Consider the following 14,913-nt stretch of genomic DNA (forward strand, 5'->3'; position numbering starts at 1 on the left):
ATTGAATGCTATTCGTCGACTACGCGGCCAGTCCCGGCGCCGGGGTGGCAATACGCTCGCGCAGGATGCGCTCGAAATGGGTGGGATCGTGGGGCGTCAGCAGCTCGGCCGCGCGCGGCACGTGCAGATCGTACAGGCGCGACAGCCAGAAACGCAACGCGGCGGCGCGCAGCAGGGTCGGCCAGGCGGCCATTTCGTCCCCGGTGAACGGCCGCACGGCGCGGTAGGCGTCGAGCAGGGCGCGCACGCGTGCCGGGTCGAGCTGGCCGGTGGCCAGGTCGATGCACCAGTCGTTGACGGTCACGGCCAGGTCGAACAGCCAGGTATCGACGCCGGCGAAATAAAAGTCGAAGCAGCCGCTCAGCTTTTCGCCCACGAACATCACATTGTTGCGGAACAGGTCGGCGTGCACGGGGCCGCGCGGCAGGCGCGCATAGGCCGGGCTGGCGGCGCATTCCTCTTGCAAGGCAATTTCTTCGCGCAAGAGGCGGGCGTTCTCGTCGGACAAGTGCGGCAGCACGGCGGGTGCCGTGGCGCGCCACCAGTCGAGGCCGCGCAGGTTCGGCTGGCTCAGCGGGAAGTCTTGCGCGGCCAGGTGCATGCGCGCCAGCATGGTGCCGACCTCGGCACAGTGCACCGGTTGCGGGTCCATCTGCGAACTGCCGTCCAGCTTGCTGACGATGGCGGCCGGCTTGCCGTGCAATGCCACCACCAGCTCGCCATGTGCATTGGCCACCGGCGCCGGCACCGGAATGCCGCGCTCGGCCAGGTGGCGCATCAGCTGGATGTAGAAAGGCAGCTGCTCGAAATCCAGGTTCTCGAAGACGGTGAGCACGTACTCGCCGCGCTCTGTCGTCAGGAAGAAATTGCTATTTTCAATGCCGGAGGCGATGCCATTGAGCGCCAGCGCCTGGCCAAGGGGAAACTGCTTGATCCACTGGGTGAGGTCATCCAGTGTGACCGCGGTGAAAACTGCCATCGTGGGAGCAACAAATGTAGGGTAAAGGCCGAAGGGTACAGCAGCGGGACGGCGGGCGCCCCGCGATTATCGGTGTGACGGGATCAGCGCGCGTTGGGCGGCAGCGGCGGTGGCGGCGGAATGTCGGCCGGCTTGGTCATCGGCACGGTTGCCGCAGGTACCTTGCCGGCCGGTGCGCCGCGCGCTGGCGTCGGCGTGGCGGCGGCCGCGGCGGCGCCCTCGGCGGCGGCATCGGCTTCCTCGGCGGTCGGCGTCTGCTTTTTCGGGCCGATGTCGAATTCCATGATCTTCCATTGCGGCGCACGGAAGGCGCTGCTCTGGGCATCGCCCGCCTGGGCATTGCCGGCCGGGGTGTTCGGGCGCAGGATGTAATTGCTGCGGCCGCTTTGCACTTCGATTTCGGTGACATTGCCGTCGTTGCCGCGCCGTTCCTTGATCTGGGTGCCGCGGCGCGGTTCGATGGTCGTGGCCGGCACATCGCTGCCCGGCTCGATGCGTTCGGTAACCGGCGGTTGTCCAGCAGCTTGCCCGGATGCTTGCTGTTGCGCCACGGCGGTGCCGGCGCAGGCGAGCAGGGCGAGGGACAGACTGGCGAAGCGGGTAGTTGTGCGCGACATGATGATCACCTTGTATCGTTTGGACCATTGTAACAAACAGACACCGTTCCCTGTGAAAAGTGTGCTGGGTGTTCAGGAAGCCATCCCCATATAGGGAAAAACGACGAAATCGTTACCGCCGCGTTGTGCTTTCTTCATGGCGGATTCTGCGATAATGGCTCCCACTTTGGCCTCGGCCGGCTTCACCACTTTCCCTATGCAAAATACCCTGCTCCTGGTTGACGGTTCCAGCTACCTCTACCGCGCCTACCACGCCTTGCCCGACCTGCGCAGCCCCGACGGTTTTCCGACCGGCGCCATGCACGGCATGGTCAACATGCTGCGCCGCCTGCGCGCCGACTACCCGGCCGCCTACATCGCCTGCGTATTCGACGCCAAGGGTAAAACCTTCCGCGACGACATGTACCCCGAGTACAAGGCGACCCGCGCATCGATGCCGGAAGACCTGGGCAAGCAGATCGCCCCGATCCACGAAGCGGTGCGCCACCTCGGCTGGCCGATCCTGATGGTCGAAGGCGTGGAAGCCGACGACGTGATCGGCACCCTGGCCGTGCAAGCCGCCGCCAAGGGCCTGAACACCATCGTCTCCACCGGCGACAAGGACTTGGCGCAATTGGTCAACGACAAGGTCATGCTCATCAATACGATGAGCAACGAAAAGCTCGACGAAGCCGGCGTGCTGGCCAAGTTCGGCGTGGCGCCGAACCGCATCATCGACTACCTGACCCTGATCGGCGACACCGTCGACAACGTGCCGGGCGTGAGCAAGTGCGGCCCGAAGACGGCGCTGAAATGGCTGGCCCTGCATGGCTCGCTCGACGGCGTGATGGAAAATGCCCACAGCATCGGCGGCGCCGTTGGCGAAAACCTGCGCTCGGCACTGGAATGGCTGCCGAAGGGCCGCGAGCTGATCACCGTCAAAACCGACTGCGACCTGGTGAACCACGTGGTGTCGATCGAGGAAACCCTGGTCGGCCGTCCGGAAGACAAGGAAGCCCTGCGCGACTTCTTCCAGCGCTATGGCTTCAAGACCATGTTGCGCGAACTGAGCCAGGGTCCTGGCGTGGGCGCGCCTGCTGCACCGTCCCTGAATTCGCCGGAAGGCGCGCAAGACACCTTGCCGGGCATGCCGATCATCAAGGGCGACTACGAACTGGTGACCACCTGGGAGCAGCTCGATAAGTGGCTGGCCCTGGTGGACGCGGCCGAGTTGACCTCGGTCGATACCGAAACCACCTCGCTGGAACCGATGACGGCGCAAATGGTCGGCATCTCGCTGTCGGTGGAAGCGGGCAAGGGCGCCTACATCCCGCTGGCGCACCGCTACGCCGGCGTGCCCGAGCAATTGCCGCGCGAAGAGGTGCTGGAACGCATGCGCTCCTGGCTGGAAAACCCCGCCAAGCCGAAGCTGGGCCAGAACCTGAAGTACGACATGCACATCTTCAGCAACCATGGCGTGACGCTGCAAGGCATCGTCCACGACACGCTGTTGCAATCGTATGTGTTCGAGTCGCACAAGCCGCACGACATGGACACGATGGCGATGCGCCACCTCGGCTACACCACGATCCCCTTCGTGGACGTGTGCGGCAAGGGCGCCAACATGATCTGCTTCGACCAGGTGGAGCTGGAGCGCGCCAAGGAATACGCGGCCGAGGATTCCGACATCACCCTGCGCCTGCACCAGACCATGCTGCCGCACGTGAAAGAAGATGCCGGCCTGACCCATATCTACGAAAAGATCGAGCTGCCGACCCAAATCGTGCTGCAGAAGATCGAGCGCAACGGCGTGCTAATCGACGTCGAGAAGCTTGAAAAACAGTCGCGCGAACTCGGCGCCCGTTTGATGGAGCTGGAACAGCAAGCCTACGAATTGGCCGGCGGCCAGTTCAACCTCGGCTCGCCGAAACAGATCGGTGAAATCTTCTTCGGCAAGCTGCAACTGCCCATCATCAAGAAGACCGCCACCGGCGCGCCGTCGACCGACGAAGAAGTGCTGCAGAAGCTGGCCGAGGATTACCCGCTGCCGAAAGTGCTGCTGGAACACCGCGGCATGGCCAAGCTGAAGTCGACCTACACCGACAAGCTGCCGAAGATGGTCAACCAGGCCACCGGCCGCGTGCACACCAACTATGCGCAGGCGGTGGCGATCACCGGGCGCCTGGCCTCGAACGATCCGAACCTGCAGAACATTCCGGTCCGTACCGCCGAAGGGCGCCGCATCCGCGAAGCGTTTGTCGCGCCGCCGGGCAGCGTGATCGTCTCGGCCGACTACTCGCAGATCGAACTGCGCATCATGGCCCATATTTCGGGCGACGAAGCGATGCTGCGCGCGTTCGCCGAAGGCGAGGACATCCACCGCGCCACGGCGGCCGAGATCGTCGGCATTGCGCCGGACGAGGTGCAGTCGGAGCAGCGCCGTTACGCCAAGGTGATCAACTTCGGACTGATCTACGGCATGAGCGCCTTCGGCCTGGCCGCGAACCTGCAGATCGAGCGCTCGGCGGCGGCGAACTACATCGACCGTTACTTCGCGCGCTTCTCGGGCGTGAAGCAGTACATGGACGAGACGCGCCTGGCGGCCAAGTCGCGCGGCTATGTCGAGACCGTATTCGGCCGCCGCCTGTGGCTGCCGGAGATCAACTCGCCGAACGGTCCGCGCCGCGCGGGCGCCGAGCGCGCCGCGATCAATGCGCCGATGCAGGGCACGGCGGCCGATTTGATCAAGCTGGCGATGATTGCGGTGCAGGGCTGGCTGGAAAGCGAGAAAATGGGCACGCGCATGGTCATGCAGGTGCACGATGAACTGGTGCTCGAGGTGCCGGAAGGGGAGCTGGAGCTGGTCAAGCAGAAGCTGCCGGAGCTGATGGCGGGCGTGGCGCAGTTGAAGGTGCCGCTGGTGGCGGAGACCGGCGTGGGCAGCAACTGGGAGGAAGCTCACTGAGCTTGCGCGCACTGAGTGTCCGTGAACTGAGCCCGAGGGTGGCGGTGCGTGCGCGGTTGGCCGGCGGCGCGTATCACCGCGTGGGCAGCGCAAGCATCGGCGTCGTGCGGATCGCGCTGGTGGAGCTGCCCACCCTACGGTCAGCGCCGCGGGCCGTTATGCGTGTGCAGCCAGCACCGGCGACCGTAGGGTGGGCAGCTCCACCTGTGAGGCCGAATACCCTACGCCGCGTGCGCTGCCCACGCGGTGATACGGGACGTTTGCACATGCGCCCCCGTACCGCCATGCCCCTCAGAGCACATTCCGCAATCCCGGCGGCAACTCGCTGACCGGACAGTAACGATAAGTCGTCCGGTTTTTGCCGATCACCTGGGTAAAGGTAAGGGCATCCCGCACCACCACCTGCTGGCGCTGCACGAAGCGCGGCCCCGGCCCGGAGCCGGCGTCGATGCAGCTCTGGTCCGCCGTATAGGTATTGCCGCGCCGCTTGCGCACCTTGGCCTTGCAGGCGCTGGTGTGGGCGGTGCCGATGCCCTTGCCGTCGTACAGGCGGATCGCGGCGTTCGGCGGCGCGGCGCATCCGATGTCCCTGGCAACGTAGATGCCTGGTTTCAGCCGGTACACGCCGCCGGGCTTCGGTGACGTGTCGACGCTGGCCTGGGCGACGGCCACGCTGCCGCATGCCAGCGCCAGTCCGGCAGCGATCGTGAATAAGCGATGCTTCATGTCCTGCCTCTTCGATATTGCACGGGCGTCCGGATCGGCGCCTCTGGAAGCCGAGTCTACAACAGCCCGTCCATACGCGGCGTCACGGCTGGGCGACGGTCAGTAACGCCGGCGCCGCCCTGCGATCATCAAAATCAAGGCGCCACCGAGCAGAACCGCCGATGTCGCGGGCTCGCCTGCCGCCATTCCTTCGGTTGCCGCGGCATACGCCACCGGCGTCGTGCCGGCTGCCTCCGATGAAGCGGCCAGGTTGGCCGGCGCCAGGGCGAGCGCGGCCAGGCCCGCGCACGGGAAGATGCGGAAACACGCCATACAGGTTTCTCCTTGAAAACTGCCACGCCGGCAGGCGCAAGCGATCAGCCAGCGACTATAGGCGATGCCGGATTCCCGCCTTCTAGCCAGGCGCAAACCTCCTGCCGAAAGCGCCGCGCGGGCCGCATCCGCACACGATTGCGTTCCAGAGCGCAAGCTGCCCAGTCGCTGTAAGATAGTCAGCCTTACAACTCATGACCGAAAGGGATGCACATGAAGGACCTCGTACAAGACGGCGACAGCCTGGTTGCCAAGACCGCGTTCGAAGACGGCGTCGACCGCCGCGTGTTCCTGAAAGCGGCCGTCGGCAGCGGTTTTGCCGCCGCGACCCTGCCGGTCATGGCGCAGTCGACGATCCAGACCGATACGAGCGGCCTGTCCGCCGGCGACCACATCATCGTCATCAACGGCCAGGACGTGCCGGTCTACCGCGCCCAGCCGGAAGGCCGTACCAACTTGCCGGTGATCCTGGTGATCTCGGAAATCTTCGGCGTCCACGAGCACATCAAGGACGTGACGCGCCGCTTGGCCAAGGCCGGCTACCTGGCCATCGCGCCGGACCTGTTCGTGCGCCAGGGCGACCCGACCAAGATCGCGAACATCGCCGACCTGATGAAGGACATCATCTCCAGGACCCCGGATGCCCAGGTCATGTCCGACCTCGACACCGTGGTCAACTGGGCCAAGCAACGCGGCGGCGACATCGAGCGACTGGGCATCACGGGTTTTTGCTGGGGCGGCCGCATCACCTGGCTGTACGCGGCGCACAATCCGAAGGTCAAGGCCGGCGTGGCCTGGTATGGCCGCCTGGTGGGCGACACCACGGCGAACTCGCCGAAGCACCCGGTCGACGTGGCGCAAAGCCTGAAGGTGCCGGTGCTGGGCCTGTACGGCGGCAAGGACACCGGCATTCCGCTGGAGTCGGTCGAGCGCATGAAGACCGAACTGGCCAAGGGCAACAGCCGCTCGGAGTTCGTCGTGTTCCCGAATTCGGGCCACGCCTTCCACGCCGATTACCGTCCGAGCTACAACGAGACCGATGCCAAGGAAGGCTGGAAGCGTGCGCTGAACTGGTTTGCGAAACACGGCGTGGCCTGAGTTCAAATTTGGAGCGTCCGACACGGCCCCCAGGGCAAGGCGCATCGGCGAAGACAGTACTTTAGTACGGCGAGTCGATGCAACGCCGCGATGGGGGCTGTGTTGGACGCTCAGCGGGCTGTACGGGTACAATGGCCGGTTTGCTATGCGCAGCACGTCCAGAACAAGAGGCTTCAAATCGACCCGATTCTCCTATCCATCCTGACGGCCACCGCCTTTGCCGGCGTCGTCAGCATTTCCGCCGCGGCCCTGTTCTCGTTTACGCTGCTCTCCAAGATGGTGGAGCGGCTGGTGAGCCTGTCGGTCGGCATCATGCTGTCGACCTCGCTGCTGCACGCCTTGCCGGAAGCCTTCGACTCGGGCGCCAGTCCGCAGAAGCTGTTCGCGACCCTGCTGGCGGGCCTGCTCACCTTTTTCATGCTGGAAAAGCTGGCGCTGCTGCGCCACTCGCACCACCACGAGGGCGACGGCCACCACCACGCGCACGGCCACGACGCCAAGGAAGCCGGCAAATCCGGCTGGATGATCCTGATCGGCGACGGCATGCACAACTTCACCGACGGCATCCTGATCGCCGCCGCCTTCCTCGCCAACCCGGAGCTGGGCATCGTCACCGCGCTGGCGATCGTCGCGCACGAGATCCCGACCGAGATCGGCGACTTCATCGTGCTGCTCAATGCCGGCTTCTCGCGCATGCGCGCCTACATCTTCAATTTGCTGTGCAGTTTGCTCGCCGTGGCCGGCGGTTTGCTCGGCTACTTCACGCTCGACCGTGCCAGCGGGCTGATTCCCTACGTGCTGGTGTTTGCGTCGTCGGGCTTCATCTACATTGCCGTGAGCGATTTGATGCCGCAGATGCAGCGCCGTGCCACCGTCAAGGAATCGGTGCCGCAGGTGCTGTTGATCGGGCTTGGGGTTATCATCGTCCTGTTCCTGACCGGGCGCTGATGCTTAGTTGATAGTTTAAAGGCAGGCCCGGCCGCACTCGATGCGAGGGGCTTGTCATGAAACGCTATCGTTGGATTTCCGAGACCGGCTCCGGTCTCGAACACCTGGTGCTGGGCCAAACGAACGACGGGATCATCGCGCAGGGCGTGGTGATCGGCGGGCGCAACGGAAGCGAATATGGTGCCAGTTACCGTATCGCCTGCGACGCCTCCTGGCGCGTGCGCCATGCCATCGTCGACGTGGCAGGCGGTGGGCATCTCGAATTGTTTGCCGATGGCGACGGCCAGTGGCGCGACGCGGGCGGCGCGGTCATCGATGCGCTGGATGGCTGCATCGACATCGACCTGACGGCCAGCTGCTTCACCAACACGCTGCCGATCCGGCGCTTCGGCGATTCGCTCGGCGAGCGCCAGGTGATCGACGTGACCTGGGTGTGGATTCCGGAATTGAAGGTGGAGAGGGCGGAGCAGGCGTACACGCGGCTGGCCATGAATGCCTACCGCTTCGAGGGCCTGGGCAGCGATTTCAGGGCGGACTTGCGCGTCGACGATGATGGCCTGGTCGAGCTGTACCCCGGCCTGTTCAAGCGCGCGTAGGGTGGGTTCTCGAACCCACCATGTGTGAACCGAGAATACGCCCGGTGGGTTCGAGAACCCACCCTACGGGCCGGTAACCACCGGCCGCGACGGATCGCTACTCCATTCGCTCCACGACCCCGGATACAAGGCCGCGCCTTTCAAGCCCGCCACCTCCAGCGCCAGCAGATTGTGACACGCCGTCACCCCCGACCCACACTGCATGATCGCATCCGCCGGCGCGCCGATCACCGCGCCGAATTCCTCGCGCAGCTGCTCGGCCGCCTTGAAGCGTCCATCCGGCTGCAGGTTGTCCTTGAAGAAGCGGTTCTTCGCCCCCGGAATATGGCCGCCCACCGGATCGACCGTCTCGTTCTCGCCGCGGAAGCGGTCCGCCGCGCGTGCGTCCACCACTGTGCGTTTCGCGCTCTCGATATTCTCCAGCACCTCGGCCACCGTCACCGTCGGCACGAAGGGCGCACCGATCTCGACCGAGCCGCGCGGCTTGCTGACGATATCTGTGACCACCGGCTGGCCAAGCGCCTGCCAGGCCGGCAGCCCGCCATCGAGCACCGCCGCCGCCTCGTGCCCGAGCCAGCGCAGCAGCCACCACAAACGCGCCGCATACATGCCGCCGTGCGCGTCATACGCCACGACCTGGGTGCCCGCGTTCACGCCCCAGCCACGCAAGACCTTGACCAGCGCTTCCTTCGCCGGCAGCGGATGCCGCCCGCGAAACACGCCATCCTCGCCGCGCTTCGGCCCCGACAGGTCCGTCTCCATGTCCGCGAACACCGCGCCTGGCAGGTGACCCGCCGCATAGGCTTCGCGCCCATACGCCAGGTTCACGAGGTCGTGCCGGCAATCGACGATCACCCAATCAGGTGCATCGATATGTGCGGCCAGGTCGGCGGCGGAAATCAGGGTCGTGTACATGGCAGGCCTCACAGTTCGCTGGCGATGGGATCGGTCTTCTCGGTGACGGCGCCGCGCGCCGTGCTGCGCGTATTGTAGAACGTCGCCGCGATGCCGGACGCCAGGATCACGCCGATGCCCAGCCACACGTGCCAGTCGAAGCGGTCGCCCCACAGCAGCAGGCCCCACAGGCTGGAAAACACGATGCCGGTGTACTGCAAATTCGCCACCACCAGCACCTTGCCGACGCGGTAGGCGCGGGTCATGGCCATCTGCGCCATCAGGGCCGCGCCGCCGATGGCCAGCAGCAGCAGGCCGCCGTACAGGGTGTGGCTGTGGAAGGGGGCGAAGCCGCCGGCGCCATCGCCGCTGACCACGCCGACGAACCCTGCCACCGCGGTGGTCGCCGAAAAATAGAACACCACGCGGTACTCCGGTTCGCCCATCTGGCCGAGTTTGCGCACCTGCATGTAGGCCATCGCCGAGATCACCGATGAGCACAGGCCCGCCAGCCCGCCCAGCCACCCGTTCGATTCCACCGCCGGCTGCAGCACCAGCGTCACACCGAAGAAGCTGGCGCCCACGGCCAGCACCAGCGGCCACTCGGCATGCTTGGTCTTGGTCCACCAGCCCATCAGGAACATCCAGGCCGCGATCCAGATCGGCGCCATGTAGTTCAGGGTCATGGCGGTGGCCAGCGGCAGTTTTGAGATGGCGAAGAACCACAGCCACAGCGAGGTCACGCCGACCGCGCTGCGCCACAGGTGGGCTTTCGGGAAGGGAGTCCGGAAGGTGCCGCCGCGATGGCGCACGATCATGAAGAGGATCACGGCGCCGATCAGGCCGCGGTAGAAGAGGAGTTCGGAGGTGGTGTAGAACTCGGAGGCCAGCTTCACGCCCGCACCCATGGCGGCAAACGCGAAGCTGGCGAACAGCATCCAGAGTGAAGGCATTACATTCCTGGGTGGTTACTACATTACAGCTGAGGCCGTGTCCGAATGTCAGACCTGACCCCGGCTTTTACACTTAGAGATCGATTTTGCTGCGGTACCACTCGTGGAAGTGCTGCATGCCGTCTTCCATCGGCGACTGGTAAGGTCCGACCTCGTTGACGCCACGCTCCATCAGGATGCGGCGGCCGGCATCCATGCGCTGGGCGATCTCGTCATCCTCGATGCAGGTTTCCATGTAGGCGGCGCGTTCGGCTTCCACCAGTTCGCGCTCGAACAGGGCAATCTCTTCCGGGTAGTAGAACTCGACCACGTTGCGCGTCTTCTGCGGGCCGAGCGGCCACAGGGTCGATACCACCAGCACGTTCGGATACCACTCGACCATGATGTTCGGGTAGAGCGTGAGCCAGATCGCGCCTTGCTTCGGCTCCTTGCCGCCGTTGAACTTCAACACGGCTTCCTGCCACTTTTTATAGGTCGGCGAGCCGGCCTTTTGCAGGCCGCGGTTCACGCCCACGGTCTGCACGCTGAAGTCGCGGCCGAATTCCCACTTCAAATCGTCGCAGGACACGAAGTTGCCCAGGCCCGGGTGGAAGGGCTCGACGTGGTAGTCCTCGAGGTAGACTTCGATAAAAGTCTTCCAGTTGTAGTCGACGTCGTGGATCTCGACGTGGTCGAACAGATAGCCCGAGAAATCGAGGTCCTTCGAGACCGACATCTCCTTGAGCTTGTCCATCACGTCGTAGCCGTTCTGCTCGAACAGCAGGCCGTTCCAGCTTTGCAGCGTGGTCTTCGACAAATTCAGGCAAGGCGTTTCGGCGAAGTGCGGCGCGCCGATCAGTTCGCCCTTCAAATCGTAGGTCCAGCGGTGCAGCGGGCACACGATGGTGTTGGCGTTGCCGCGGCCATTGAACATCAGCGCCTGGCGGTGGCGGCAGACGTTGGACAGCACCTCGATGCCGTTGGCGTTACGCACCAGCATGCGGCCTTCGTTTTCCGATGCCAGGGTGGCGAAGTCGCCCATCTCCGGCACCATCAGTTCATGGCCGACGTAACGCGGCCCCTGCCGGAACAGGTGCTGGATTTCGCGCTGCAGCAGCGCCTCGTCAAAGTAAACATTTACCGGAAGCTGAGCACACGAGCGCGCCAGCTTGGCGTGGGTAGCCAGATCGGACATCCCAACCCCCCTTTTATAAAAGCACCGAGCCAAAGAAGAGAAAGAATCCAAAGACCAGTATTTTGTGTGTGGAAATACGGTATTTCGGACAGAACCGGCGATTATACCGTGGAACGAGCTCTACAGTCTCGGACCGGCACGCGGTTGTGGTGCGCAGGGACACAGGGATTGCCGGAAAGGCATCGTTTTCATGGTATTCAAGGTGGGTGCGCTAAAATGTGAACGATCGTGCAATTAGCTCGGCACTTGCGCGGACACCTCTTGGGTAAGGATTGTTCTAAAATACGCGATTAGGCTGCTCCATGGCGCACCCCTTGCGTCGTCCTGGGACCGCTGGCCCAACACAACAAGTAACTATGGCAAATAATTCAAACGTGGGAGCACCGGAGTCCTTCGAGGCGGCGATGGCCGAACTGGCCCAGCTCGTCTCGCAGATGGAAGCAGGGCAATTGCCGCTGGAAGCCTCGGTAGCCGCCTATGCGCGCGGTTCCGAACTGGTGAAGTACTGCGCCGCCCAGCTCGACAAGGTAGAATCCCAGGTCAAGGTGCTGGAAGGCGACATGCTGAAACCGTTCAGCGCCGACGGCGCGGGCGAGGGCGCGTGATGGACGCGTCCTTTACCGACTGGATGGCAGGCGTCCAGGCCGATGTCGAAGACGCGCTGTCGCGCTTCCTGCCGGCCGCCGATGCCCAGCCCACCAAGCTGCATGAAGCCATGCGCTACACCGCGCTCGGCGGCGGCAAGCGCGTGCGTCCGCTGCTGGTGTATGCCAGCGGCGCGCTGTTCGGCGCCGATGCCGCCTCGCTGGCGCGCGCCGCCTGCGCGCTCGAGATGATCCACGTGTACTCGCTGGTGCACGACGACATGCCCTGCATGGACGACGACGCCCTGCGCCGCGGCAAACCGACCGTCCACGTGGCCTATGACGAAGCGACCGCGCTGCTGGTTGGCGACACGCTGCAGGCGCGCGCCTTCGAGGTGCTGGCCGGCGATGACTCTCTGCCGCCGGCGCGCCTGGTTGGCATGCTGCGCCTGCTGGCCGAAGCGGCCGGTTCCGCCGGCATGTGTGGCGGCCAGGCGATCGACCTCGACAGCGTCGGCTTGTCCCTCAGCCTGGAACAGCTCGAACGCATGCACCAGCTGAAGACCGGCGCACTGCTGCGCGCATCGGTCCTGCTCGGCGCGCTGTGCGGCAAGGACTTGAACCCGACGGAACTCGAAGCCCTGAAGGCCTACTCCAAGGCAGTGGGGCTGGCGTTCCAGGTGGTCGACGACGTACTGGATGCGACGGCCGATTCGGCCACGCTCGGCAAGACCGCCGGCAAGGATGCAGCCGACAACAAGCCGACCTATGTGTCGATCCTCGGACTGGAGCCCTCCAGGGCGCTGGCCGAACAATTGCGGCGCGAGGCGCACGATGCGCTGGCGCCATTCGGAGAACAAGCACTGCGGCTGCGCGAACTCGCGGACCTGATCGTGCAGCGGAAGGCCTAAATGAACCTGTTAGACACCATCAACGACCCGTCGGACCTGCGCAAACTCCCGCGCACGCAACTGACCCCGCTCGCCGGCGAGCTGCGCCAATACCTGCTCGACTCGGTCTCCAAGACGGGTGGACACCTGTCGTCGAACCTCGGCACCGTCGAGCTGACCATCGCGCTGCACTACGTGTTCGAGACGCCGCACGACCGCATCGTGTGGGACGTGGGCCACCAGACCTATTCGCACAAGATCCTCACCGGCCGCCGCGAGCGCATGCCGACGCTGCGCCAATTGAACGGCCTGTCGGGCTTCCCGAAGCGCGACGAAAGCGAGTACGACACCTTCGGCACCGCCCACTCGTCGACCTCGATTTCGGCCGCGCTGGGCATGGCCGCCGCCGCCAAATTGAAGGGCGAGCACCGCCACGCGATCGCCGTGATCGGCGACGGCTCGATGACGGCCGGTATGGCCTTCGAGGCCCTGAACAATGCCGGCGTCGAGGAAGACTGCAATCTGCTGGTGGTCCTGAACGACAACGACATGTCGATCTCGCCGCCGGTGGGCGCGCTGAACCGCTACCTGGCGCGCTTGATGTCGGGTCAGTTCTACGCCGCCGCCAAGAGCGTCGGCAAGACCGTGCTGCCGGCGCCGCTGCGCGAACTGGCGAGCCGCCTGGAAGAACACGCGAAGGGCATGGTGGTCCCGGCCACGATGTTCGAGGAATTCGGTTTCAATTACATCGGCCCGATCGATGGGCACGACCTGGATTCGCTGATCCCGACGCTGGAAAACATCAAGAAGCTCAAGGGTCCGCAGTTCCTGCACGTGGTGACCAAGAAGGGGCAGGGCTACAAGCTGGCCGAGGCCGAACCGATCCTGTACCACGGCACCGGCAAGTTCAACCCGACCGAGGGCATCAAGCCGGCTACGGCGCCGAGCAAGATCACGTATACCGAGGTCTTCGGCAACTGGCTGTGCGACATGGCGGCCGTCGACTCGCGCCTGGTCGGCATCACGCCGGCGATGCGCGAAGGCTCGGGCATGGTGCGCTTCCACGCGCAGTACCCGGAGCGCTATTTCGACGTCGGCATCGCCGAGCAGCACTCGGTGACCTTCGGCGCGGGCCTGGCTACCGAGGGCATGAAGCCGGTGGTCGCAATCTATTCCACCTTCCTGCAGCGCGCCTACGACCAGCTGATCCACGACGTGGCGCTGCAGAACCTGGACGTGACCTTCGCCCTGGACCGCGCCGGCCTGGTCGGCGCCGATGGTGCGACCCACGCGGGTAACTACGATTTGGCCTACCTGCGCTGCATCCCGAACATGGTGGTGATGGCGGCGTCGAACGAGAACGAGTGCCGGCAGATGCTGACCACGGCCTACCACTATCCGGGTCCGGCGGCGGTGCGCTATCCGCGCGGCGCCGGCATTGGCGCGGCCATCCAGGAAGAGCTGACCTCGATCGAGATCGGCAAGGGCGAAGTCCAGCGCCAGGGCAAGGGCGTGGCCATCCTGGCCTTCGGCTCGATGGTCGCGCCGAGCATGGGCGCGGCCGGCGAACTCGATGCCACGGTCGCCAACATGCGCTTCGTGAAGCCGCTCGACGTCGAGCTGGTGAAGCAGCTGGCGGCGGAGCACGACTACCTGGTGACGGTGGAAGAGGGCGCGGTGATGGGCGGCGCCGGTGCGGCTGTGGCGGAAGCGATGGCGGCAGCGGGCATCGTCAAGCCGCTGCTGATTCTCGGTCTGCCTGACAAATTCATCGACCAGGGCGATCCGGCGGCGCTGCTGGCGTCGGTGGGCCTGGATGCCAAGGGCATCGCGGCCTCGATCCGCGCGCGTTTCGGGATCGCGGGCGAGCCGCGGCTGGTGGCGGTGAAGAGCTGAGCTGGTTCAGGCTCGATGAAGAAGCGGCGCCTCGGGCGCCGTTTTTTTTACGTATGGTGCGGTCTGCACAAGCACGAATGGTGGGTACGAGTACCCACCCTACGTACGTGGTTCCGGTAGGGTGGGTACTCGTACCCAACACTGCATGTCGAAAACGATCCGCAAACCACCCACCTCTCAACTCTACTAGTTCGTCCTTCCCCCAAACCACGATAACGTCACAGCAACGCCACCCAGCACCAGGCCCGGTTTCCGCACCACCGGAAAGCCGGCGGCCGTCCCGGACAACGGCCGCCGCGCGC

At 64.8% G+C, this 14,913-nt stretch carries 14 protein-coding genes; 7 read left to right on the forward strand and 7 right to left on the reverse strand.

The genetic code is table 11. The features are described from left to right. Nucleotides 1-19 precede the first annotated feature (19 nt). Both QPK31_RS21580 and QPK31_RS21585 read right to left on the reverse strand, forming a co-directional pair. Nucleotides 20-979 (reverse strand): homoserine kinase, encoded by a 960-nt coding sequence (locus tag QPK31_RS21580; RefSeq protein ID WP_290424939.1) that lies wholly within the window; start codon nucleotides 977-979, stop codon nucleotides 20-22. 83 nt (nucleotides 980-1,062) lie between these two features. Then, a complete protein-coding gene (locus QPK31_RS21585; protein ID WP_290424940.1) occupies nucleotides 1,063-1,596 on the reverse strand; it encodes a hypothetical protein in 534 nt (177 codons plus the stop codon). A gap of 196 nt (nucleotides 1,597-1,792) precedes the next feature. Here QPK31_RS21585 and polA point away from each other — a divergent pair, with 196 nt between their 5' ends. Beyond that, a complete protein-coding gene (gene polA / locus QPK31_RS21590) occupies nucleotides 1,793-4,540 on the forward strand; it encodes a DNA polymerase I (RefSeq protein WP_290424985.1) in 2,748 nt (915 codons plus the stop codon). 291 nt (nucleotides 4,541-4,831) lie between these two features. Here polA and QPK31_RS21595 read toward each other — a convergent pair whose 3' ends face one another. Both QPK31_RS21595 and QPK31_RS21600 read right to left on the reverse strand, forming a co-directional pair. Further along, nucleotides 4,832-5,266 carry a hypothetical protein gene (locus QPK31_RS21595; RefSeq protein WP_290424941.1) on the reverse strand — a complete coding sequence of 145 codons (435 nt, stop codon included), beginning with the start codon at nucleotides 5,264-5,266 and terminating at the stop codon, nucleotides 4,832-4,834. A gap of 99 nt (nucleotides 5,267-5,365) precedes the next feature. Beyond that, the gene (locus QPK31_RS21600) at nucleotides 5,366-5,578 is read right to left on the reverse strand and encodes a hypothetical protein (protein ID WP_290424942.1); all 213 of its coding nucleotides are present in this window, start codon (nucleotides 5,576-5,578) and stop codon (nucleotides 5,366-5,368) included. Between the two features lie 213 nt (nucleotides 5,579-5,791). Here QPK31_RS21600 and QPK31_RS21605 point away from each other — a divergent pair, with 213 nt between their 5' ends. From QPK31_RS21605 to QPK31_RS21615, 3 genes are all read left to right on the forward strand, one after another. Then, entirely contained in the window at nucleotides 5,792-6,676 is an 885-nt protein-coding gene (locus QPK31_RS21605; protein WP_290424943.1) for a dienelactone hydrolase family protein, read from the forward strand. Nucleotides 6,677-6,952: 276 nt separating this feature from the next. After that, a complete protein-coding gene (locus tag QPK31_RS21610) occupies nucleotides 6,953-7,624 on the forward strand; it encodes a ZIP family metal transporter (protein WP_290424986.1) in 672 nt (223 codons plus the stop codon). Between the two features lie 56 nt (nucleotides 7,625-7,680). Beyond that, nucleotides 7,681-8,220, forward strand: a complete 540-nt coding sequence (locus QPK31_RS21615) for a putative glycolipid-binding domain-containing protein (RefSeq protein ID WP_290424944.1) — start codon at nucleotides 7,681-7,683, stop codon at nucleotides 8,218-8,220. A 63-nt stretch (nucleotides 8,221-8,283) separates the two neighbouring features. On the opposite strand, the gene QPK31_RS21620 is transcribed toward QPK31_RS21615, so the two are convergent. The 3 genes from QPK31_RS21620 to QPK31_RS21630 form a co-directional block, all read right to left on the reverse strand. Further along, on the reverse strand, nucleotides 8,284-9,135 hold the full coding sequence (locus QPK31_RS21620; RefSeq protein ID WP_290424945.1) for a sulfurtransferase: 852 nt from the start codon (nucleotides 9,133-9,135) through the stop codon (nucleotides 8,284-8,286). An 8-nt stretch (nucleotides 9,136-9,143) separates the two neighbouring features. Then, nucleotides 9,144-10,067, reverse strand: a complete 924-nt coding sequence (locus QPK31_RS21625) for a DMT family transporter (RefSeq protein ID WP_290424946.1) — start codon at nucleotides 10,065-10,067, stop codon at nucleotides 9,144-9,146. Between the two features lie 73 nt (nucleotides 10,068-10,140). Then, nucleotides 10,141-11,241: an aromatic ring-hydroxylating dioxygenase subunit alpha gene (locus QPK31_RS21630; RefSeq protein WP_290424947.1), complete on the reverse strand. Its 1,101-nt coding sequence runs from the start codon at nucleotides 11,239-11,241 to the stop codon at nucleotides 10,141-10,143. 356 nt (nucleotides 11,242-11,597) lie between these two features. On the opposite strand from QPK31_RS21630, the gene QPK31_RS21635 reads away from it, so the two are divergent. From QPK31_RS21635 to dxs, 3 genes are read left to right on the forward strand one after another with little or no spacing between them, the layout of a single operon-like run. Continuing rightward, complete coding sequence (locus QPK31_RS21635) at nucleotides 11,598-11,846, forward strand: exodeoxyribonuclease VII small subunit (RefSeq protein WP_290424948.1); 249 nt, start codon at nucleotides 11,598-11,600, stop codon at nucleotides 11,844-11,846. After that, on the forward strand, nucleotides 11,846-12,736 hold the full coding sequence (locus QPK31_RS21640; RefSeq protein WP_290424949.1) for a polyprenyl synthetase family protein: 891 nt from the start codon (nucleotides 11,846-11,848) through the stop codon (nucleotides 12,734-12,736). Before QPK31_RS21635 ends, QPK31_RS21640 begins: the two co-directional genes overlap by 1 nt. Then, nucleotides 12,737-14,611 (forward strand): 1-deoxy-D-xylulose-5-phosphate synthase, encoded by a 1,875-nt coding sequence (gene dxs, locus QPK31_RS21645; protein ID WP_290424950.1) that lies wholly within the window; start codon nucleotides 12,737-12,739, stop codon nucleotides 14,609-14,611. Nucleotides 14,612-14,913: the final 302 nt, after the last annotated feature.

Source organism: Massilia sp. YIM B02769 (assembly GCF_030411995.1).
Classification (GTDB): Bacteria; Pseudomonadota; Gammaproteobacteria; order Burkholderiales; family Burkholderiaceae_D; genus Telluria.